Origin of the sequence: Cyanobium sp. LEGE 06143, assembly GCF_015207535.1 — a bacterium.
Taxonomy (GTDB): Bacteria; Cyanobacteriota; Cyanobacteriia; order PCC-6307; family Cyanobiaceae; genus NIES-981.
Genome location: NZ_JADEWP010000024.1, coordinates 1 through 19,042 on the forward strand (window position 1 = coordinate 1; position 19,042 = coordinate 19,042).

21 protein-coding genes and 1 tRNA gene are annotated in these 19,042 nt (G+C 68.0%); 10 read left to right on the top strand and 12 right to left on the bottom strand.

Features of this window, described 5'->3' with window-relative positions; translation table 11 throughout:
• Window positions 1-538: 538 nt before the first annotated feature.
• Window positions 539-612 (bottom strand) — tRNA-Arg (locus IQ216_RS03245).
• An 89-nt stretch (window positions 613-701) separates the two neighbouring features.
• Here IQ216_RS03245 and IQ216_RS03250 point away from each other — a divergent pair.
• Entirely contained in the window at window positions 702-1,589 is an 888-nt protein-coding gene (locus IQ216_RS03250) for a hypothetical protein (RefSeq protein ID WP_193814309.1), read from the top strand.
• Here IQ216_RS03250 and IQ216_RS03255 read toward each other — a convergent pair.
• Together IQ216_RS03255 and rsmI are read right to left on the bottom strand one after the other, a co-directional pair.
• On the bottom strand, window positions 1,586-1,813 hold the full coding sequence (locus IQ216_RS03255) for a hypothetical protein (protein ID WP_193814310.1): 228 nt from the start codon (window positions 1,811-1,813) through the stop codon (window positions 1,586-1,588). The genes IQ216_RS03250 and IQ216_RS03255 overlap by 4 nt on opposite strands.
• A 35-nt stretch (window positions 1,814-1,848) precedes the next feature.
• Window positions 1,849-2,715, bottom strand: coding sequence for a 16S rRNA (cytidine(1402)-2'-O)-methyltransferase (gene rsmI, locus IQ216_RS03260; RefSeq protein ID WP_193814311.1), 867 nt, complete (start codon window positions 2,713-2,715; stop codon window positions 1,849-1,851).
• A gap of 62 nt (window positions 2,716-2,777) precedes the next feature.
• On the opposite strand from rsmI, the gene IQ216_RS03265 reads away from it, so the two are divergent.
• Window positions 2,778-3,704 carry a 3'(2'),5'-bisphosphate nucleotidase CysQ gene (locus IQ216_RS03265; RefSeq protein ID WP_193814312.1) on the top strand — a complete coding sequence of 309 codons (927 nt, stop codon included), beginning with the start codon at window positions 2,778-2,780 and terminating at the stop codon, window positions 3,702-3,704.
• A 10-nt stretch (window positions 3,705-3,714) separates the two neighbouring features.
• Here the strand turns inward: IQ216_RS03265 and IQ216_RS03270 are convergent, their stop codons facing one another.
• The 7 genes from IQ216_RS03270 to IQ216_RS03300 form a co-directional block, all read right to left on the bottom strand.
• Window positions 3,715-5,841 (bottom strand): polyribonucleotide nucleotidyltransferase, encoded by a 2,127-nt coding sequence (locus IQ216_RS03270; protein ID WP_193814313.1) that lies wholly within the window; start codon window positions 5,839-5,841, stop codon window positions 3,715-3,717.
• A 90-nt stretch (window positions 5,842-5,931) separates the two neighbouring features.
• Window positions 5,932-6,234: a 30S ribosomal protein S14 gene (rpsN, locus tag IQ216_RS03275; protein ID WP_186697123.1), complete on the bottom strand. Its 303-nt coding sequence runs from the start codon at window positions 6,232-6,234 to the stop codon at window positions 5,932-5,934.
• Between the two features lie 36 nt (window positions 6,235-6,270).
• Window positions 6,271-6,924: an endonuclease III gene (gene nth / locus IQ216_RS03280; protein WP_186697122.1), complete on the bottom strand. Its 654-nt coding sequence runs from the start codon at window positions 6,922-6,924 to the stop codon at window positions 6,271-6,273.
• Between the two features lie 12 nt (window positions 6,925-6,936).
• On the bottom strand, window positions 6,937-8,025 hold the full coding sequence (rseP, locus tag IQ216_RS03285; RefSeq protein ID WP_193814314.1) for an RIP metalloprotease RseP: 1,089 nt from the start codon (window positions 8,023-8,025) through the stop codon (window positions 6,937-6,939).
• Window positions 8,026-8,787, bottom strand: coding sequence for a pentapeptide repeat-containing protein (locus IQ216_RS03290; RefSeq protein WP_193814315.1), 762 nt, complete (start codon window positions 8,785-8,787; stop codon window positions 8,026-8,028). It lies immediately after the preceding gene.
• Between the two features lie 30 nt (window positions 8,788-8,817).
• A complete protein-coding gene (gene serS, locus IQ216_RS03295) occupies window positions 8,818-10,089 on the bottom strand; it encodes a serine--tRNA ligase (RefSeq protein WP_193814316.1) in 1,272 nt (423 codons plus the stop codon).
• Window positions 10,090-10,752: 663 nt separating this feature from the next.
• A complete protein-coding gene (locus tag IQ216_RS03300; protein ID WP_186697118.1) occupies window positions 10,753-11,013 on the bottom strand; it encodes a NifU family protein in 261 nt (86 codons plus the stop codon).
• 436 nt (window positions 11,014-11,449) lie between these two features.
• Here IQ216_RS03300 and lepA point away from each other — a divergent pair, with 436 nt between their 5' ends.
• From lepA to IQ216_RS03330, 6 genes are all read left to right on the top strand, one after another.
• Window positions 11,450-13,258, top strand: a complete 1,809-nt coding sequence (gene lepA / locus IQ216_RS03305) for a translation elongation factor 4 (RefSeq protein ID WP_193814317.1) — start codon at window positions 11,450-11,452, stop codon at window positions 13,256-13,258.
• 228 nt (window positions 13,259-13,486) lie between these two features.
• Complete coding sequence (locus IQ216_RS03310) at window positions 13,487-13,939, top strand: hypothetical protein (protein ID WP_193814318.1); 453 nt, start codon at window positions 13,487-13,489, stop codon at window positions 13,937-13,939.
• A gap of 158 nt (window positions 13,940-14,097) precedes the next feature.
• A complete protein-coding gene (locus IQ216_RS03315; RefSeq protein ID WP_193814319.1) occupies window positions 14,098-14,658 on the top strand; it encodes a hypothetical protein in 561 nt (186 codons plus the stop codon).
• Window positions 14,659-14,663: 5 nt separating this feature from the next.
• Window positions 14,664-15,110: a hypothetical protein gene (locus IQ216_RS03320; RefSeq protein WP_193814320.1), complete on the top strand. Its 447-nt coding sequence runs from the start codon at window positions 14,664-14,666 to the stop codon at window positions 15,108-15,110.
• Between the two features lie 77 nt (window positions 15,111-15,187).
• Complete coding sequence (locus tag IQ216_RS14545) at window positions 15,188-15,610, top strand: GspH/FimT family protein (protein ID WP_193814321.1); 423 nt, start codon at window positions 15,188-15,190, stop codon at window positions 15,608-15,610.
• Between the two features lie 208 nt (window positions 15,611-15,818).
• Complete coding sequence (locus IQ216_RS03330; RefSeq protein ID WP_193814322.1) at window positions 15,819-16,208, top strand: hypothetical protein; 390 nt, start codon at window positions 15,819-15,821, stop codon at window positions 16,206-16,208.
• A 161-nt stretch (window positions 16,209-16,369) separates the two neighbouring features.
• Here IQ216_RS03330 and IQ216_RS03335 read toward each other — a convergent pair whose 3' ends face one another.
• Window positions 16,370-16,846, bottom strand: a complete 477-nt coding sequence (locus IQ216_RS03335) for a type IV pilin protein (protein WP_193814323.1) — start codon at window positions 16,844-16,846, stop codon at window positions 16,370-16,372.
• A 395-nt stretch (window positions 16,847-17,241) separates the two neighbouring features.
• On the opposite strand from IQ216_RS03335, the gene IQ216_RS03340 reads away from it, so the two are divergent.
• Together IQ216_RS03340 and IQ216_RS03345 are read left to right on the top strand one after the other, a co-directional pair.
• Entirely contained in the window at window positions 17,242-18,066 is an 825-nt protein-coding gene (locus IQ216_RS03340) for an ABC transporter permease (protein ID WP_193814326.1), read from the top strand.
• A gap of 78 nt (window positions 18,067-18,144) precedes the next feature.
• The gene (locus tag IQ216_RS03345; RefSeq protein ID WP_193814324.1) at window positions 18,145-18,393 is read left to right on the top strand and encodes a hypothetical protein; all 249 of its coding nucleotides are present in this window, start codon (window positions 18,145-18,147) and stop codon (window positions 18,391-18,393) included.
• On the opposite strand, the gene IQ216_RS03350 is transcribed toward IQ216_RS03345, so the two are convergent.
• On the bottom strand, window positions 18,380-19,042 hold a 663-nt coding region (locus tag IQ216_RS03350; RefSeq protein ID WP_193814325.1), incomplete at its 5' end, for a fructokinase. The two genes, IQ216_RS03345 and IQ216_RS03350, sit on opposite strands and share 14 nt — an antisense overlap.

Consider the following 19,042-nt stretch of genomic DNA (forward strand, 5'->3'; position numbering starts at 1 on the left):
AATCTGGTGAGCGTTGAGGGGAGCAGGCATGGCCCGGTGCCCTGCGCATGGCAACCGGATTCAGCTGATCCACTCCAGAGCGGTCAACCTGTTTGGCGCGACCCCTCAACCAGATTGTCGTCGGACAATCAGTAGCAGCAGAGGCGATTTCGGGCACAAGGAATGGGCGCTACCACCCAACACACCCCATGCCGGCAGCTCAGGCCAGAGCGACTGTGACACACTTTGAATCAGTCCTGTAGTCGGGGGCGCCCGGCCGCAGAGGCAGCTCAGTGGAGAGGACTCGCAGCCGGTCGCGGTTCACCTCCATGTACCAACCGGGTCGTCCCAGTCGGTGGGCCTTGAAGGCTTTACTCAGGTTCCGCAGCCAAGGTGGCGAGGCCATCGTGTCATCCCGCCCGCGTGCAATCTGCGTGAAATCCTGGAACTTCCCGATTCTTTCTGGGAGATGAAGGCACCATTGAGACAGCCGAAACCACCCGGAGCGCCCCTGCCCTGAGTGGCTTGCTCCCTGTCTTGGGACTACGATTTGGCGAAACGCCCCCTGTTGGACTCGAACCAACGACCGGCTGCTTAGAAGGCAGCTGCTCTATCCAGCTGAGCTAAGGGAGCGAGTCGGCCCGGCGGGCCGGCTGGGGCCATTGTGCCAGCAGCTCCTAGTTAAGCCCTTAAAGTAGTCTGCTGCTCTGGATGGACGGTGGATGGTGGCTAGCCGGCTTTCCGAGGGCCAGAAGAAAGAGATCGTGGCGCGCTACCGGGCGGGAGACTCCAGCACGGAGCTGGGCAAGCTGTATGGCTGCAGTGCCAACACCATCAGCCGCACCCTGAAGGCTTGCCTCGATTCGGCTGAGTATGAGCAGCTCAAGCAGCGGCGCGGCAAGCAGGCTGCTGCCGCAGCGCAGCCAGCTCCTGCTGTCGCCGCTGCTGCTCCGCCGATCCGCCTGCAAGAGAAGCTCACAGAGGCCGAAGCGGCGCCACCAGCTGCTGAGCCTGAGCCGGCCGCCGGATCCGAGCCAGCAGAGAGCATTTTCGATCCGGATGAAGACCCCGTGGATGGCGGTCGACGGCGGGTGTGGGCCATCGACGACGCCGATGACTTCGGCGACGACCCCGACACGGACGACACCAACGCCGACGACCCCGACGGCGAGGACGCAGGCAGCGAGGACGACGGCCCTGAGACCTTCGTGACCGTGCCGGTGCTGGCCCTCGACCATCCGCCCGAGCCGATCAGCTGCCGGCCCCTCTCCGAGGCGGAGCTGCCCAGCACCGCCTTCCTGCTGGTGGACAAGATGGTGGAGTTGCTGGCCAGGCCGCTGCGGGAGTTCACCGAGCTGGGGCCCCTTCCCCACGACGAGGAGGAGCGCCAGGCGGTGGGCGTGTTCGGTAATCAGCGCCTGGCCAAGCGCCACTGCGGCCGCAACCAGCGGGTGATCCCGCTGCCGAATCCCAGCCTGCTGCTGCTCACCGCCCCCTACCTGAGCGCCCAGGGCATCAGCCGCGTGGTGATCGATGGCAGCCTCTACGCCCTGCCGGAGCCAGGCACCCAGGCCGCGGCGAACCCCCCGGCCAGCGGTTCAGMGGCCTAGTCCCGGCTCCCCGGCCAGAGCAGGGCCGCCGAGCCTCCCCCACTGACCACCCCGGCCACCAGGGCCAGCCCCACCAGGAAGCCGGCCGGCAGGGGGGCGGTGCTGCCCGCCCCCACCCAAAGCTTCGGGCGCTGCTCCAGGTTCTGGGCGCCCAGACAGAGCAGCAGCAGCAGYAGAGCGCCGCCTGAGAGGCTGGSCAGCACCAGGCGCAGGCGCACGAGCATGGCAGCGGAGCGCGATCTGGCAGAAGTCTGCCTGCTCAGCCGCCGCGGTGCAGCAGGGCGTAGAGATCGCGGCGGCTGTGGCCGCTGCGCTCCGCCAGGTTCCGGGCCGCATCGCGGCCGCTGAGCCCGCCGGCCACCAGGGCTTCGAGCTCCTGGAGCAGAGCTGCCTCATCCCAGGCGGCTGGGGCCGCGGCTGGGGCGCCACCCAGCACGAGAGTGCACTCCCCCTGGGGAGGGATGCGGCGGAAGTGCTCCAGGGCCGCCGTCACCGTGGGGCCCACCTGCTCCTCATGGCGCTTGGTGAGTTCGCGGGCCACCCGCAGGGGCCGGTCCCCGACCGTGGCCAGCAGGTCTTCGAGCAGATCCAGCAGGCGGTGCGGCGCTTCGTAGAGCACCAGGGTGCGCTCGTCCTGGGCCAGCTCCTGCAGGCGCTGGCGGCGCTGGCTGGCCCGGGGCGGCAGGAAGCCCTCGAAGCAGAAGCGGCCGCAGGGCAGTCCACTGCTCACCAGGGCGGTGGTCACGGCGCTGGGTCCGGGGACGCAGATCACGGCCAGCCCGGCGGCGCGGGCGGCGGCCACCAGGAGCTCGCCGGGGTCGGAGATGCCCGGCAGGCCTGCATCGCTGATCACGGCGATGGCCTCACCGGCCTGCAGGGCGGCCAGCAGTTCGGGCAGCCGGGCGGCCTGGTTGTGCTGATGGAACGACAGCAGCCGCGGGCCATGGCCGCGGCCGCGCAGGCCCAGCTGGTGCAGCAGCAGGCCACTGCGGCGGGTGTCTTCGCAGGCGATGCGGTTCACCCCCGCCAGCACCTGCCGGGCCCGGGGCGAGAGGTCGCCGAGATGGCCGATCGGCGTGCCCACCAGGTAGAGCACCCCCGGTGCCGGTTCAGGTTGTTGGGTCACGGGATCAGGCCGCTTCGGGGATCTGCTGGGTTCTCCTGCACAATGCCCCCTGCAGCACCAGCATGATGGCCGCCACCCTCAACCTGCCCTCAGGCATCGCCCTGGAGGAGCTGCTGACGGTGCTGCGGCGGCTCAGCTGGGGGGCAGCCGACATCCTGCGCGCCTACGCCCGCGGCGAGCAGCCCCCCTACGGCTTTGCCGCCGCCCTGAGCGTGGACTCCGGCGGCGAGGGGCCGGTGAGTGCCGCTGACCTGGCCGTGAACCGCTGGTTGCTCGATGGCCTGGCCAGCGCCTTCCCCGAGGCCGACTGGACCCTGCTCAGCGAGGAGACCGCCAGCGAGCAGCTCACGGCCGGCCAGCCGCTGGCGGCCGAGTGGATCTGGATCCTCGATCCCCTCGATGGCACCAAGGACTTTCTGCAGGGCACCGGCGAGTACGCCGTGCACCTGGCCCTGGTGCGCGCTGGCGCGCCGGTGCTGGGGGTGGTGCTGCTGCCGGAGATGGAGGAGCTCTGGATCGGCGTGGTGGCAGCTGATGGCGGTGAGGCCTGGTGCGAGGGCCGCAGCGGTGAGCGCAGCCCGGCCCGGCTCAGCGGGCGTCGCGAGCTGAGCGAGCTGGTGCTGGTGGCCAGCCGCAACCACCGCGACCAGCGGCTGGAGCGGCTGCTCGGCGCCCTGGACCTGGGCGACACCAAGGCGATCGGCAGCGTGGGCGGCAAGGTGGCCACGATCCTGCGGGGGGAGACCGACCTCTACATCTCGCTCTCGGGCAAGAGTGCCCCGAAGGACTGGGACATGGCCGCGCCCGAGGCGGTGCTGCGGGCGGCCGGCGGCAGCTTCAGCCACGCCGATGGCGCGCCGCTCTCCTACAACAGCGGCGACGTGCGCCAGGCCGGCTGCCTGATCGCCAGCCATGGCCTGGCCCACGGCCAGCTGTGTGAGCGGGCCGCGGCGGCCATGGCCGTGATCGACCCTGGCTTCCCGCTCTGACCCCAACCCCTCAGACGGGCACGGGGGTGTCGGCCTGGGGCACGCCACGCAGGGTGAGGTTGATGCGGCCGCGGTTGTCGATCTCGCGCACGCGCACGGTCACCTGATCGCCCACGTTCACCACATCCTCCACCTTCTCCACCCTCGATTCGCTGAGCTGGGAGATGTGGATCATGCCCTCCTTGCCGGGCAGGATCTGCACGAAGGCGCCGATGGGGATCACGCGGGTGACCCCGCCGCTGAACACTTCCCCTTCCGTGATGCGGCGGGTGAGGCCCTCGATGATCCTCTGGGCCTCCTCGGCGGCGGCGCCGTCGTGGCTGGCAATGGTCACCACGCCACCGTCTTCGATGTCGATCTTGGTGTTGGTGCGCTCGGTGATGCCCTTGATCGTGCGGCCGCCGGGGCCGATCACGGTGCCGATCAGTTCCGGATCGATGCGGAAGCTGAGCAGGCGCGGGGCGTGGGGGCTGAGGCTCTGGTTGGGCTTGTCGATCGCCTCGAGCATCTTCTCGAGGATGTGCAGCCGGGCCGGACGGGCCTGGTTGATGGCCTCGGCCACGGTGCTCACGGCCAGGCCGGTGATCTTCATGTCCATCTGCAGGGCGGTGATGCCCTTCTCGGTGCCCGCCACCTTGAAGTCCATGTCACCGAGGAAGTCCTCCATGCCCTGGATGTCGGTGAGGATGCGCACCTCCTCGCCCTCCTTGATCAGGCCCATGGCGGCGCCGCTCACGGGGGCCTTCAGGGGCACACCCGCATCCATCAGCGCCAGGGTGCTGCCGCACACCGAGCCCATGGAGGTGGAGCCGTTGGAGCTGAGGCACTCCGACACCACGCGCAGCACGTAGGGGAAGGATTCCTTGGCGGGCAGCACCGGAATGATCGCGCGCTCCGCCAGGGCGCCGTGGCCGATCTCGCGGCGGCCGGGGGAGCGCATCGGCTTGGTTTCGCCGGTGGAGTAGGGGGGGAAGTTGTAGTGGTGCAGGTAGGTCTTCTCGGTGGACGGGTTGAGGTCGTCCATCTCCTGGGCGTCGCTGGGGGTGCCGAGGGTGGCGCAGGAGAGCACCTGGGTGAGGCCGCGCTGGAACAGGGCCGAGCCGTGCACGCGCTTGGGCAGCACGCCGGCGGCGGCCTGGATCGGCCGCACCTCATCGAGGCTGCGGCCATCGACGCGCTTGCCTTCGCCCACGATCTGGGCGCGCATCAGCTGCTTGGTGAGGCGCTTGTAGGCGTTGCCGAGGGCCTTGCCGCCGGAGGCCTTGCGGATCGGGTCGTCCTCGCCGAGGCCGGCGATCTTCTGACCCACCTCGGCCTTGATGGCGTCGAGTTTCTCATCGCGCTCGGCCTTGCTGAGGCTGAACTGCTTGAGCAGCTCGCCGATGGGCTGGTTGCACTCCGCTGCCAGGAAGCCGGGCAGGGCGGGATCTTCCTCCAACGGTTCGGGGATCACCTGCTCGATGCCCAGCTCCTTGAGCAGGTTCTGCTGGGCCTTGATCAGTTCGCACACCGCCTCGTAGCCGAAGTCGATGGCCTCGATCACATCCTGCTCGGGCAGCTGGTTGGCGCCCGCCTCCACCATGATCACGCCCTGGGGGGTGCCGGCCACCACCAGGTCGAGCTCGGAGCGCTCGGTTTCGCGGTAGGTGGGGTTGAGCACGAAGTCGTCACCCAGCAGGCCCACGCGCACGGCGGCCATGGGGCCGTTGAAGGGGATCCTGGCCAGCAGGGTGGCCATCGAGGCGCCGGTCACGGCGAGCACATCGGGCGGCACCCGTTCATCCAGCGACAGGCAGGTGGCCACGATCTGGAGGTCGTCGCGCATCCAGTTCGGGAACAGCGGCCGCATCGGGCGGTCGATCAGGCGGCAGATCAGCGTGGCGCGCTCGGGGGGGCGCGACTCGCGGCGCATGAAGCTGCCGGGGATGCGCCCGGCGGCGTAGAGGCGCTCCTCGTAGTCGCAGATCAGGGGGAGGAAATCGATGCCTTCACGGCCTTTGGAGCGGGTGGCGGTCACCAGAACAGACGTATCACCACACTCCACCATCACAGCACCCCCTGCCTGGGGAGCAAATCGCCCGGTGGTCAGCCGGATCTCCCGACCATCGAAGGAGATCGACTGAGTTTGTCCTTGCACTTGGCCTTATCTCTCTTTGTCAACGTCCATTCTCGCATTCAGCCGTGCTGCGGTGCGGCAGCGCCCCGCCAGCACGGCTGGAGGTGAGGCTCACCAGGACGACTTGACCACACCGGGCAGTTCACCCTTGTGGGCGCGGTCGCGCAGCTGGTTGCGGCAGAGGCCGAAGTCGCGGTAGACGCCGCGGGGCTTGCCGGTGGCCCAGCAGCGGTTGCGCACCCGGTTGGGGGCGCTGTTGCGCGGCAGGGACTGGATCTTGCGGTGGATCTCCAGCCGCTCCATCGGATCGGCGGCGGCTTCGAAGGCGGCCTTCAGGGCAGCGCGCTTGACGGAGAAGCGCTCCACCATCTTCTTGCGCTTGACGTCGCGCGCAATCATCGACTTCTTCGCCATGCGGGCCGGAGTGGTAGCGGTCAGGGATCGTTGAGCTTACCGCGTTGCCCCTGCCCCCATCGGGCAGAGGTCGGCGATCGGGCAGCTGGGGCAGCGGGGGCTGCGGGCCGTGCAGACGGCGCGGCCATGGAAGATCAGCCGGATCGAGAGGGTCTGCCACTCGGGCTGGGGGATCAGCTTCATCAGATCCGGCTCGATGCGGCGCGGTTCGCTGTGGCGGCTGAGGCGCAGCCGCTGGGCCAGGCGGCTCACGTGGGTGTCCACCGTGACGCCGGCGTTGATGCCATAGCACCAGGCCAGCACCACCGAGGCGGTCTTGCGGGCCACACCCGGCAACTCCAGCAGCTGCTCCATCGTGCGCGGCACCTCGCCGCCATGGCGCTCGATCAGCAGCCGTGAGGCGGCCACGATGTTCTTGGCCTTGTTGCGGAAGAACCCTGCCGAGTGCACGTAGGGCTCCACTTCGGTGGCATCCACCACGGCGGCGCTGGCGGCGTCGGGGAAGCGCTCGAACAGGGCCGGGGTGATCCGGTTCACCCGTTCATCGGTGCACTGGGCCGAGAGCATGGTGGCCACCAGCAGCTCGTAGGGCGTGCGCCAGTCGAGGGAGCAGGTGGCATCGGGGTAGAGCACGCCGAGGCGCTCCAGGATCTGGGGCGCCCGCTGGCGGGCCGTGGCGAGGCGCGGCATGGGGTGGCCCGATCAGCGCCCGAGCAGTTGCTGCACGGCGGGGAGCTGGGAGGTGTCCTTCACGATCAGCAGCATGCTGAGGCCCACCAGGAACACAAAGCCCGACTGCATGAAGGCCATCTGGAAGCGTTGCGGCAGCGGCCGCCCCCGCACGCCCTCCAGCAGCAGCAGGGCGAGCTGGCCGCCATCGAGCAGCGGCAGCGGCAGGGCGTTGAGCACCGCCAGGTTGATCGAGATCAGTGCGGTGAACAGAAAGAGGCTGCCGCCGCCCTGCTGGGCCAGGGTGGCGCCCATCTCCACGATCTTCACGGGTCCGGACACCTGGGAGGCCGTTTCACCGAAGTGGGTGACCAGGGTGACAAAGCCGCCGGCGGTGCGCTTCAGCAGCAGCCAGCTGTCGCGGCTGGCCTGGCCCACCACCTCCAGGGGGCTGCGGGCCGGGCGGAACAGCTCGGTGCCGTTGGGCTGCAGCTGGGCGCCGATGCGGCCCACGCCATCGAGATCGCTGGGGGTGAGCCGCAGGGCCAGGCACTGATCCCCGCGTTCGGCCACAAGCGTGAGATCGCGCTCCGGCGCCGCCTTGATCTGCTCCACCAAGGAGGCCACGGCCTGCTGGCCGCCGCCGATGTCCTCACCGGCCAGGGCCACGATCCGATCGCCCGGCTGCAGGCCGGCGACGGCGGCGGGCTGGCCGGGCAGCACGCCCGACACCAGCACCCCAGGCGCGGAGGTGAAGCCGGCTGGCAGGCCCACCACCACCCCCTGGGCCACCAGCACCAGCCARGCCAGCAGCAGGTTGGCCAGCACCCCGGCGGCGATCACCAGGGCGCGCTGGTGCAGGGGGCGGTTGGTGAGCAGGTCGGGATCGTTCTTGGCGATCGGGCTGTCCTCGTCGTCGTCGGGGAAGGCCACGAAGCCGCCCAGGGGGATGGCCCGCAGGGCGAACTGCACGCCCCGGCGCTGGCGCTCCAGCAGCACCGGCCCGAAGCCGATCGAGAAGCTGCTCACCCGGATGCCCTGCCAGGTGGCCGCAAAGAAATGGCCGGCCTCGTGCACCACGATCAGTCCCGCCAGGATCGCCAGTGCCGTGAGAACGCCCATTCAGGTCGTGTCGCTGAGAACATCCATTGTGGGGCCGCTGGCGGCGGCACCGCTTGGCGGCAGGGGCTGATCGGAAAGGGCCTGGCTGAGATCGGCATCCTGGAAGTCGGTGCCGGTGAGGCGGGCGCCGCGCAGATCGGCCTGGTGCAGCCGGGCCCGCAGGAAGCTGGCGCCACGGAGATCGGCCGCGGAGAGATCGGCGCCGCTGAGGTCGGCGTCGCTGAAATCGGCCACCTGCAGGTCCACGCCGTGGAGGTCGGCATGGCGCAGCACCGTGCCGGAGAAGTTGGCGCCCCGCCAGCGGCTGAAGGGAATGTGCAGGCCCTCGAGGTTGGCGCGCTGCAGATCGAAGTCGTCCTGCCAGATCCCAGCGGCTGAGAGATCCTCCAGGGCACGGATGCGGCCGAGACTGTTGGTGGTGCAGGTCTGTCGGTCAGCGAGCAGCAGATCGAGCATCTCGTGGTGCTCGCGCTCGCGGCGCTTGCCCGCCTCGAAGATGAACACGAAGGCGGCGGCCACGATGCTGAACGCCTCGGCGTTGTCGATGCTGATGATCTCGAGATAGTTGCTGGTGAGGCAATCGGGCGCCAGGCGGGAGCGATGGCAGTTTTCGAAGCGGTTCACCGCTGACAACAGCACGAAGGAGCAGGCCGCGGCGATCAGCACCCGGAACTGGAAGGAGCGATCCAGCTGGCGGAAGAAGGGCGAGCGGCGGCGCCGCTGCTCCTGGTCGTACCAGGTGCTGGTGGGCCTCTGTCTCATGGCGTGGGGGGCTGTTCAGGTGCCTGCAGCTCAACCGATCCGCTCGCCGCCGAAGTAGGGCGCCAGGGCAGCGGGCAGCATCACCGAGCCATCGGGTTGCTGGCCGTTCTCGAGCAGGGCGGCCATGGTGCGGCCCACGGCCAGGCCGCTGCCGTTGAGGGTGTGCAGCAGCTGGGTGGTCTTGCCCTGCTTGAAGCGGATGGCGGAGCGGCGGGCCTGGAAGTCGTGGCAGAGGGAGCAGCTGGAGATCTCGCGGTAGGCGCCGGCGCCGGGCAGCCACACCTCCAGGTCGAAGGTGCGGGCGGCGGAGAAGCCGAGATCGGCGCCGCAGAGCTCGATGCGGCGGTAGGGGAGCTGCAGGGCCTCGAGGATCGATTCCGCCTGGGCGGTGATCAGCTCCAGGGCCGCCGCCGACTGGTCGGGATGGCAGAACCAGTAGAGCTCCACCTTGTTGAACTGGTGCAGGCGGATCAGGCCGCGGGTGTCGCGGCCGTAGGAGCCGGCCTCGCGGCGGAAGCAGGGGGTGTAGGCGCAGTAGCGCAGGGGCAGCTGCTCGGCGGGGATCACCTCATCGCGGTGCAGGGAGGTGAGCGGCACCTCGGCGGTGGGGGTGAGCCAGAGGTCGTCGCCGGCGCACTGGAAGCTCTCCTCGGCGAACTTGGGCAGCTGGCCCGATCCGGTGAGGCTGGCGGAGTTCACCAGCACCGGCGGCAGCACCTCGGTGTAGCCGCAGGCGGTGTGGTGATCGAGCATGAAGCCGATCAGGGCGCGCTCGAGGCGGGCGCCGGCCCCCAGCAGGGTGATGAAGCGGCTCTGGGCGATGCGCACCGAGCGCTCGGTTTCCCACAGGCCCAGGCGCTCGCCGATCTGCCAGTGCTCCTGCAGGCCGGCGGGGGGCCGCGGCTCGCCCCAGCGCCTCACCTCCACGTTGTCGGCCTCGCTGCGGCCTTCAGGCACCTCGGGGGCGGGCAGGTTGGGCAGGGTGAGCAGCTGCTCGCGCAGCTGGCTCTGCAGCGCCTTCTCCTCCTCCTCCAGCACCGCCACCTGCTGCTTCACCCGGTTGCCCTGCTCCCGCAGGGCCGCCACCTCCGGCCCGCCCGGATCGGCGCCGCCGCGGATCAGCTGGCCCACCTCCTTGCCGATGCGGTTGCCCTCGGCCTGCAGGCCGCTGCGGCGCTGCTCGAGGTCGCGCTCCTCGGTGGCCACCAGCTGCAGGCCGATCAGATCCACGCTCAGGCCGCGGCGGGCCAGCTGGCTCACGATCTGGTCGGGATGGCTGCGCAGCAGGCGCTGATCGAGCACGGCAGGGGAGCGGATCGAGGCAGCCTAAAAGCAGGCCTGGCAGCGGCTGGCAGCGGCTTGGGGCATGACCCCGTGGGCCTTCAGTCGATGAAGAGCTGCACGCCGGCGCGCAGGATGAGGTCACGGGGGTGAGTGAGATCGCGGTGGAGGCCTACGACGCCACCGTGAGGACCAGGTGGGCGCGGGTACAGGCTGAGGCCGGCGTCCTTCTCTCTGGTATGGAACAGCGAGGCTGCCTCGGCTTGGCCGGCGAGCCGGGCGGAGGCATCGGTCTGTCTGTTTGATCGTGTGCCGAAAGTTGGGGGTTGGGACCGAAGCCGAACCCCATTCAGGCTGCCAATTGTAGTGGGCTGATCAAGATGATCATGCAGGTGCCTGACTTCAACAGCACCGCGAGCCCGGTGGGGATGATGGCCAATTGAAATGATCCACTCGATCAGGCGGGGGCGATAAATCCAGAGATTGCGAGCTTGTGGCTACGCCTGCATTGTGCGTTTAATTTGATTTGGTTTTGATTTGATAGTTATTTCAGGAGGGAATCCGGCTGCTACTTGGCTAGAGCTTCGACAAAATGCGTTTTGATCTATTCAATAGTTGTATGGGGACAATAATCGTGATTGTCCCCAGAGTCTCTTGTGAGCCCTTATGTCGACAGGGTCGGCTTCAGAGCACCTGCACCACCTCGCTGACTTCAGGAATGGCCTCCCGCAGCTTGCGTTCGATGCCCATCTTCAGGGTCATGGTGCTGCTCGGGCAGCTCCCACAGGCTCCCTGCAATCGCACTTTCACAATAGGCCCCTCGATTTCCACCACCTCGACGTTGCCCCCATCAGCCATCAGGTAAGGGCGCAGCTCATCAAGGGTGCGCTCCACGTTCTCCACGGTGAGGGCACGGGGATCAAGAGTGGGCGTCTCGGTGGTCATGACGTCAGTTCGCGAATCAGGTCCATCCTAATGAGGGGCTCCTCTGGGTGGCTAAATCTGGGGTTTGCCCATGTCAGGGCCCAGGGAAAGCGTTTGCCGAAGCCGATTTTCCTGGCCAGGGCCCGCGGCGGTTGGCTGATGAAACAGCCAAGGCCGGGTTGACCAGAGCTTGGGCTGCCGCATGCTCCGGCAAGCCAGCTGGTGGCGGCACGCCAATCCTGCTCGACGGCCCTTCAAGGGCTCGCGCCAGCGAGCTCGGCTGTCAGGCTCAGTGGATTGGTCCTGGGCGGGCTGGTAGGTGAATGTTCGTGATCCCCCCCCGCCTTTAGGAAGCCCTCCTCAGTGGGGCTTCTCCAGGGGGCTCCTCTGCCACTGCCTAGGATCATGCTGCCTCCGCCCCTGGCTTCGACCTGCGGGAGCGGCTGAATCCGAGCGCATGACCGACGTTTCTGTTTCCCGCATCCGCAACTTCTGCATCATTGCCCACATCGACCACGGCAAATCCACCCTGGCCGATCGACTGCTGCAGGACACCGGCACCGTGGCCGTTCGCGACATGCAGGAGCAGTTTCTAGACAACATGGAGCTGGAGCGTGAAAGGGGCATCACGATCAAGCTGCAGGCGGCGCGGATGGATTACACCGCCGCCGATGGCACCGACTATATCCTCAACCTGATCGACACCCCTGGCCATGTGGACTTCTCCTATGAGGTGAGTCGCTCGCTGCAGGCCTGCGAAGGGGCCCTGCTGGTGGTGGATGCGAGCCAGGGCGTGGAGGCCCAGACCCTGGCGAATGTGTATCTCGCCCTGGAGAATGATCTGGAGATCATTCCGGTGCTCAACAAGATCGATCTGCCCGGTGCCGATCCGGAGCGGATCAAGGAGGAGATCGAGGCGATCATTGGCCTCGATTGCTCCAAGGCGATCGCCTGTTCGGCCAAGACCGGCCTCGGCGTGCCGGACATCCTGGAGGCGGTGGTGGAGCGGGTGCCGCCTCCGGCCAACCGGATGGCCGAGCCGCTGCAGGCCCTGATCTTCGACTCTTACTACGACGCCTACCGCGGCGTGATCGTGTACTTCCGGGTGATGGCCGGCTCGATCAGCCGCAAGGACAAAGTGCTGCTGATGGCCTCTGGCAAGAGCTACGAGCTCGATGAGGTGGGTGTGATGGCGCCCGATCAGCGCCAGGTGGACAGCCTCCACGCCGGCGAGGTGGGCTACCTGGCCGCCTCGATCAAGGCCGTGGCCGATGCCCGCGTGGGCGACACGATCACCCTGGCCGCCAACCCGGCGGCGGCGGCCCTGCCGGGCTACACCGAGGCGAAGCCGATGGTGTTCTGCGGGCTGTTCCCTACCGATGCCGATCAATACCCTGATCTGCGCGAGGCCCTCGACAGGCTCCAGCTCTCCGATGCGGCCCTGCGCTACGAGCCGGAAACCAGCAGTGCCATGGGCTTCGGCTTCCGCTGCGGCTTCCTGGGGCTGCTGCACATGGAGATTGTGCAGGAGCGGCTGGAGCGGGAATACAACCTCGATCTGATTGTTACCGCCCCATCGGTGATCTATCAGGTGAACCTGCTGGATGGCTCGATGCTGATGGTGGACAATCCCGCCACCTTGCCGGATCCGCAGAAGCGTGAATCGATCGAAGAGCCCTATGTGAAGCTCGAGATTTACACCCCCAATACCTTCAACGGCACCCTGATGGAGCTGTGTCAGGAGCGGCGCGGCGAGTTTGTGGATATGAAGTACATCACCACCGATCGGGTGACGCTCCACTACGAGATGCCCCTGGCTGAGGTGGTAACGGATTTCTTCGATCAGATGAAGAGCCGCACCAAGGGCTATGCCTCCATGGAATACCAGCTGATTGGCTACCGCCGCAATGAGCTGGTTCGCCTCGATGTGCTGATCAACAGCGAGAAGGCCGATCCCCTCACCACCATCGTGCACCGCGACAAGGCCTACAACGTGGGTAAGGGGCTGGTGGAGAAGCTGAAGGAGCTGATCCCCCGCCAGCAGTTCAAGATTCCCATCCAGGCCTCGATCGGCAGCCGTGTGATCGCCTCGGAGAGCATCAGTGCCATGCGTAAGGACGTGCTCGCCAAGTGCTATGGAGGAGACATTTCCCGCAAGAAAAAACTCCTGAAGAAACAGGCCAAGGGCAAGAAGCGCATGAAGGCCATGGGCAAGGTGGAGGTACCCCAGGAGGCCTTCATGGCCGTACTCAAGCTCAACAGTTGATCGCTGCAGCCTGGCGCAAGAGGTGGCTGTCAGTTCGCCACCCGGCTGCGGCCGCTCTTTCCCCTCCCGCAGCAGGCGATACAACTTCTGCCCTACTGGACGCCATGCGGGTCTGCCGCACTCTCGACTTTCGTCAGCAAGCCTGACTGGATCTCGGCCCGACGGGTCAAAGGCCGTCAATCCTCGATCATTCAGCTCACAGGTGGCTCCAGCTGGCTGCGCCAGCCCGTGTCCTGGAACGCCACGATGAAGGTGTCGTCGCTGAAGCAACGGCAAGCCGCTGCTGAAGGCGGGGGTAATCCCCGGGACATCGTCACCGGCTTCCCGGTCAACAACGCCATGGCCCGCAACTGGATCTTCCAGGGATCCAGGGGCAGTGATCTGATCGACTTTCAGTCGACTGCCGGGGCGATCACCAAGCGTTCCCAGAGTGTGATCAATTTCGGTAGAGATGAGGTGCGTGATCGCTTCTTCTTCACCAACAACACACGCACCCACGGACCGTTCAATCACATGCAGCGCTTCGTGATCCGCAACTTCGGCCGCGAAGATCAGGTGACCCTGCGCAACATCGGCCGTCGTTTCCGCTTCAACGATCTGGTGTCCTACGGCAACGGCGTGATGGGCTTCCCCGGCGTGGATCCCACCAAGCTGCGGGTGGTGCCGATTTCGGGGCTCTGATCCCTCGCCAGAGCCTCGCGGCGGGAGTGTGGCAACGCTGAGCCGTGCCCTGCGCCTGCTCGCCCGTGGCTCTCTGGTCACGACGGCGTTCCCGCCCTCTTAGCCGCCGATGGCAGCCCGCCCCCAGGGCGGCTGCCTCGGCCGGTTTTCTGCTGCCGTTGGCTTCCACGGCCTCGCTGTTTCTGGTGCTGAGCAGCCTGTCGCTGCAGGCCATGGCCCTGCAGGAGCGTCGCCAGCTGGTTGTGCGCCAACGCCTGCAGGCCCGGGAGGACCGTCTGCAGGCTGCCGCCCAAGCCGTGGCCGGCAGCCTGCAACGCCGCCACCGATGCCTGATTGCCCTGCCCGAGTCGGCTTGGCAGTGGCAGAGCGAGCAGCCGGGTGGCTGCGCCCAGACGGGGGAGGTTGAAGCGTTGCTGCGAGGGACGTTGCTGGCCAGCCAGCCAGCCCCGCAGAGCGCTTCCTACACCCTGCTGCAGTACTGCCCGCAGGAGCCGGAACCACCCGCGGCGCCCGCAGCGGCCCCGGCGCCTGTGCTGGAGGCCCATTTGCTCCTCGAGATCGAGGAGGACGGCGCCACCTATCGCTCCGCCTCCAGGCTGCTGTGGAGCTGGGGGCCTGGCCCCACGCCGCGGCTGAGGGGCTTCCAGCATCTGGGGCTGCGCAGCGCCGCGGGGGCGTTGCCGCCCTGCCCTCTGGCCAGCTCCGAGGCGAACCCATGAGCCTGGTGGAACTGATCGTATCGGCGGCGGTGTTCACCGCCTCAGCCAGCTCCTCGCTGCAGCTGTGGAGTGCCACCAGCCGCTGGAGCCTGGGCTCGGAGCGCCAGCTGCAGGCCCTGCAGCAGCTCGATCAGGAGCTGCTGGCGGTGGAGGCCACGCTGCAGAGCTGGGCGGGCAGGCAGCAGGCGGAGGAACCGCTGCGGGCTGATTGCAGCCTGATCGCGGCGTTGCTGCCCACCACCACCGCCCGGCCCGATGCCCTTGAGGACAGCGCCGTTCAGGTGACGCTGCGCCAGGCCGGCAACGAGGGCCGATTCCTGGTGAGGGCCGAGCTGCCAGGCCTGGGCCTCAGCCGCGAGCGCCAGCTCGATCCCGCCGCCTACGGCCTCTGCGGCGGAGAGAACGCCGATCACGACGCTGGGGCCCCTGCCCCTCAGGCGGAGGAGCTGTGATCAGGAGCCACTGCCGGCCACGCTGTTGCACCACCTGCCGCTGTAGCGGCGGCTTTTCGCTGGCGGAGGCGCTAGTGGTGCTCACCCTGTTGGGCCTGATGGCGGCCCTGGTGATCGACAGCGGCCGCCGCCAGCTGGCGGCGGTGAAGGTGGAGTCCGCCGCCCGGCGGCTCGGCACCTTGCTGGAGCACAGCCGCGAGCGGGCCGAGGACCGCCGCCAGCCCCTGGATCTGCCCCTGCACGGGGAGGATGGCCTGGAGGCCCGGGTGCTGGAGGGCGACAGCAGCCTGCGGCTCCACCACAGCCTGCCCTCGCAGCTGCGCTTCACGGCCAATGGCCTGGCGATCGATGGCGGCACCGTGGTGATCGGCAGCGCCGGCACCGACCTGCGCCGCTGCCTGGTGATGTCTCCGCCGCTGGGGATCGTGCGGGTGGGCCGCTACCACGGCGATCCCGGCGCCCTTGCCAGTGACGCCTGCCTGCCCGACGCCAGCCTCTGAGTCTCAGCCATGGTCCTGCGCCGCCGCTGCCGCCTGAGCCCGCCCGCCCGCCTCTTGGCCGGGGGTTTCTCCCTGGTGGAGCTCTCACTCACGCCGCTGCTGGGCTCGGTGCTCCGCGCCCTGATGCTGCAGCTGCTGCTCAGCGAGGGCCGCCACGRYCAGMWGCWNGGCCCGGCTGCTGCGGGAGCGCCAGAGCAGCGCCCGGGCCGTGCAGCTGATCCGCGCCGAGCTGCAGCAGGCCAGGGAGGTGCGGCTGGGCGCGGCGATCCACGCCGACCTGGCCGGCAGCTGCGCCACGGCCGGGCGGCAGCTGGTGCTGCAGCTCCACTCCCCCGCCGGCACGATCACCTACGCCCGCGGCCCCGCCAGTGATCCGATCTGGCGGGGAGAGGTGGTGTGGCGCTGCGGCCCCGCCTACGACCGCCTGGGTGCCCTCACATCAGCCGCTCCCCAGACCCGGGTGCTGATCGATGCCCTGCCGCCGGGCGCGGGATTAGCGGCGGTGTCGCAGCAGGGGGTGGTGCAGGTGCGGCTGGATCGGCTCGGCGGCCATCAGGTGATCCAGGCGATCAGCCGCGGGAGCGACGCAGTCCCATGATCCCATCGCCTGCTGGCACGATCAAGACGGATGCGGCAACCCTCGCCGGAGGCTTGCGAACTTAGATGCACAAAAGCCTGAAACGTCGATTGGAGTCGAACGTTTCAGGCCACATCATGGGTCAACTTCGGTGGCAAACCTGAAGGCCGATCCGGTTGGAGTCAGCTCCGGGTGGGATTGCACGAAGGTGCGGTTCCTGCCGTCCAGCCACTTGCAGCTGCGCAGGTTGTGAGACTTGTCGCACCAGCTGATGTGACCGTGGCGACAGGTGCTGTGGTCAGTTTGAAGTCAGCTGCGCTTGCTGTGAAGTCAACCTGGGTTCCTGCGGCAGGACAGGGGCCGCCGGTGATGTTTGCAGGAATCGCTAAGTCAGCCTGTTCACCCGTCACCTGCGCTGCCGTGCAGGCTCGCGCCATATCCATGACAGCTATCTGGGCCGTGTTGATGCGGGCTCTGCCTTGCTGGTTGAGGAAGGCAGGAATCGCAATCGCTGACAGTACGCCGATGATGATCACAACAATCAATAGCTCCATCAGGGTGAAGCCGGTTTTCAGGCTTTTGTGTTTTTTGTTTGCACTGCTAAGAACCTGGATCAGGGAGCGCTGGGCCAGGAACCTGGGTCGAAGGGACGTGGTCATGGTGAGGATCTGCTTGAGGTAGCACGAACGTCACTCAGTGTTGACACGCACGGCGCGTTTGCCAAGTCACTGTGACGAAGGACTCCCTGAGGACCGTCTTTCAGCGCGACCATGGGGCTGCAAGAGGCAGCAGATCAAGCGGTTGCAGCTCTGGCAACAAAGACTTTTGAGGCTGGAGCCTCATCCGTGGGGCTAATCACGCTTCGCCAGTCAGCAGCTGGGTCTGCCCCGAGCATGAGTCTCAACTCTGGGTGTGGAGTTGAAGCCGGAGGAGTTGAAGTCTGTTAGTCAGGAGCCGCCGCGCAAGCGGGCCAGGGGGGGCGGGGGTTGAATGGGCCCACCCGATCCGCGCCTGAGTGCCGTTCCGCTGGCAACCCACCACCCTCTCGGCCCGCATGGCCCGCTGGGGGGTGGTGATCGTGCTCATCTATGCCCTGGTGGCCGTGCTCACGCCGCTGCTGGTGCAGCTCGGCTGGCTGCCGGATCCCAATGCCGGCCTGCAGAACCCCATCTACGCCCCGCCATCGCCGGCCCACTGGTGCGGCACCGACCGGCTCGGCCGGGACGTGTGCGTGCGAACCCTCTCGGCCAGCGGCGTGGCCCTGCAGGTGGTGGCTCTGGCCCTGGTGGTGGCGCTGATCGTGGGGGTGCCCCTCGGCATGGTGAGCGGCTATCTGGGCGGCTGGGTGGACCGGCTGCTGGTGCTGCTGATGGACACCCTCTACACCCTGCCGGTGCTGCTGCTCTCGGTGGTGCTGGCCTTCCTGCTGGGGCGCGGCCTGCCCAATGCCGCCGCCGCCCTCTGCGTGGTGTACATCCCCCAGTACTTCCGCGTGGTGCGCAACCAGACGGCCCAGGTGAAGGCTGAGCTCTACGTGGAGGCGGCCCGCTCGCTGGGCGCCGGGCCCGCCTGGATCCTGCGCAGCTACCTGTTCCGCAACGTGATCACCTCGGTGCCGGTGCTGCTCACCCTCAATGCCGCCGATGCCGTGCTGGTGCTGGGGGGTCTGGGCTTTCTGGGGCTCGGCCTGCCGGAAACCATTCCCGAGTGGGGCGGCGACCTGCAGCAGGCCCTCACGGCCTTGCCCACCGGCATATGGTGGACCGCCCTCTACCCCGGCCTGGCCATGTTCGTGCTGGTGCTGGGGCTGTCGTTTCTGGGGGAGGGCCTGGAGAGCTGGCTGAGCGGCAACGCCCAGACCGGCCGCGCGGCGCGCTGAGGCCCAGCCCGCCGCAGCGCCGATCGACCACCGGCATCAGAATGGGATCTCTAGCGCGGCCCGGATCGGGCGCTGGCGATGCCCTGGTGGTTGGATCTGGTGCTGCTCAGCCTCGCCGCGACGCTCTGGTTCAGCGGCAGCGCCGATCGCGACGACGTCTGGAGCCTGCTGCAGCGGATGCTGGCGGTGGTGTCGGTGGCGGTGGTGCTGCTGGGCGGGCGCCAGATCCCCCTGGAACTGCTGGCCCTGGGGGTGGCCCTGTGGCTGCCCAGTGCCGGCAGACGCCGCCTCTCGAGCGGCGATGCCGCCCGTCTCAGCCGTCGCTGAGGGGAGCAGAGGCAGCCAGGGCGGCGCTGAGCAGCTGTTCGGCCATGCCATCCGGGTCGGCCACGGCGTCGAGGCCCGGGCCGGCATTCCCCAGCAGCTCGGGGTGGCTGGAGAGGTTGTCAAGCAGCCGGGTCAGGAACAGGTCGTGGTCCTGCAGCATTGAGGCCTCCAGACTGCCCAGGCGTCCGCCGATGCACCAATCCAGAGCGCCGCTGTCAGCGCGGATCAGCACAGCGGGCCGCTGGGGGAGGCTGTCGTGGCGATGCACCCGCACCGGATCCGCGCTGCCGAAAAAGGCCTCGGCCTCCTCACGGCTGCAACGGATCAGCTGAGCACTCCAGGCCAGCGGCTGGACACGCCGCAGCACCTCGGCGCTCGGCGGCGCCTGGAGCGGCAGGCCCCAGCGTTGCGGTTGCCAGTCCAGATCGAGGGCTACCGAGACCCCGCTGGGGATGGCCCGTTCCAGGATCATGCTCACAGCCTGGGCGTGCTGGGCCTCGATCACGGCATTGCTGGAGACCAGCAGCCAGAAGGAGTCCCTGATCCTGGGCAGCAGGGCCTCAGTGAGGGCGGCGGGGCTGTCGGCGGTGGAGGCGATCTGCAGGGCCTGGCTGAGATCGAACAGCGGGGTGTGCGGATCGGTCTGGGT

Excerpts from the sequence above, each read along its gene's own strand:
- IQ216_RS03340 (WP_193814326.1), top strand. The coding sequence starts at position 17,242 with ATGGCCCGCTGGGGGGTGGTGATCGTGCTCATCTATGCCCTGGTGGCC.
- IQ216_RS03300 (WP_186697118.1), bottom strand. The coding sequence starts at position 11,013 with ATGACCACCGAGACGCCCACTCTTGATCCCCGTGCCCTCACCGTGGAG.
- IQ216_RS03265 (WP_193814312.1), top strand. The coding sequence starts at position 2,778 with ATGATGGCCGCCACCCTCAACCTGCCCTCAGGCATCGCCCTGGAGGAG.
- rpsN (WP_186697123.1), bottom strand. The coding sequence starts at position 6,234 with ATGGCGAAGAAGTCGATGATTGCGCGCGACGTCAAGCGCAAGAAGATG.
- IQ216_RS03335 (WP_193814323.1), bottom strand. The coding sequence starts at position 16,846 with ATGACCACGTCCCTTCGACCCAGGTTCCTGGCCCAGCGCTCCCTGATC.
- IQ216_RS03290 (WP_193814315.1), bottom strand. The coding sequence starts at position 8,787 with ATGAGACAGAGGCCCACCAGCACCTGGTACGACCAGGAGCAGCGGCGC.
- lepA (WP_193814317.1), top strand. The coding sequence starts at position 11,450 with ATGACCGACGTTTCTGTTTCCCGCATCCGCAACTTCTGCATCATTGCC.
- IQ216_RS03345 (WP_193814324.1), top strand. The coding sequence starts at position 18,145 with ATGCCCTGGTGGTTGGATCTGGTGCTGCTCAGCCTCGCCGCGACGCTC.
- nth (WP_186697122.1), bottom strand. The coding sequence starts at position 6,924 with ATGCCGCGCCTCGCCACGGCCCGCCAGCGGGCGCCCCAGATCCTGGAG.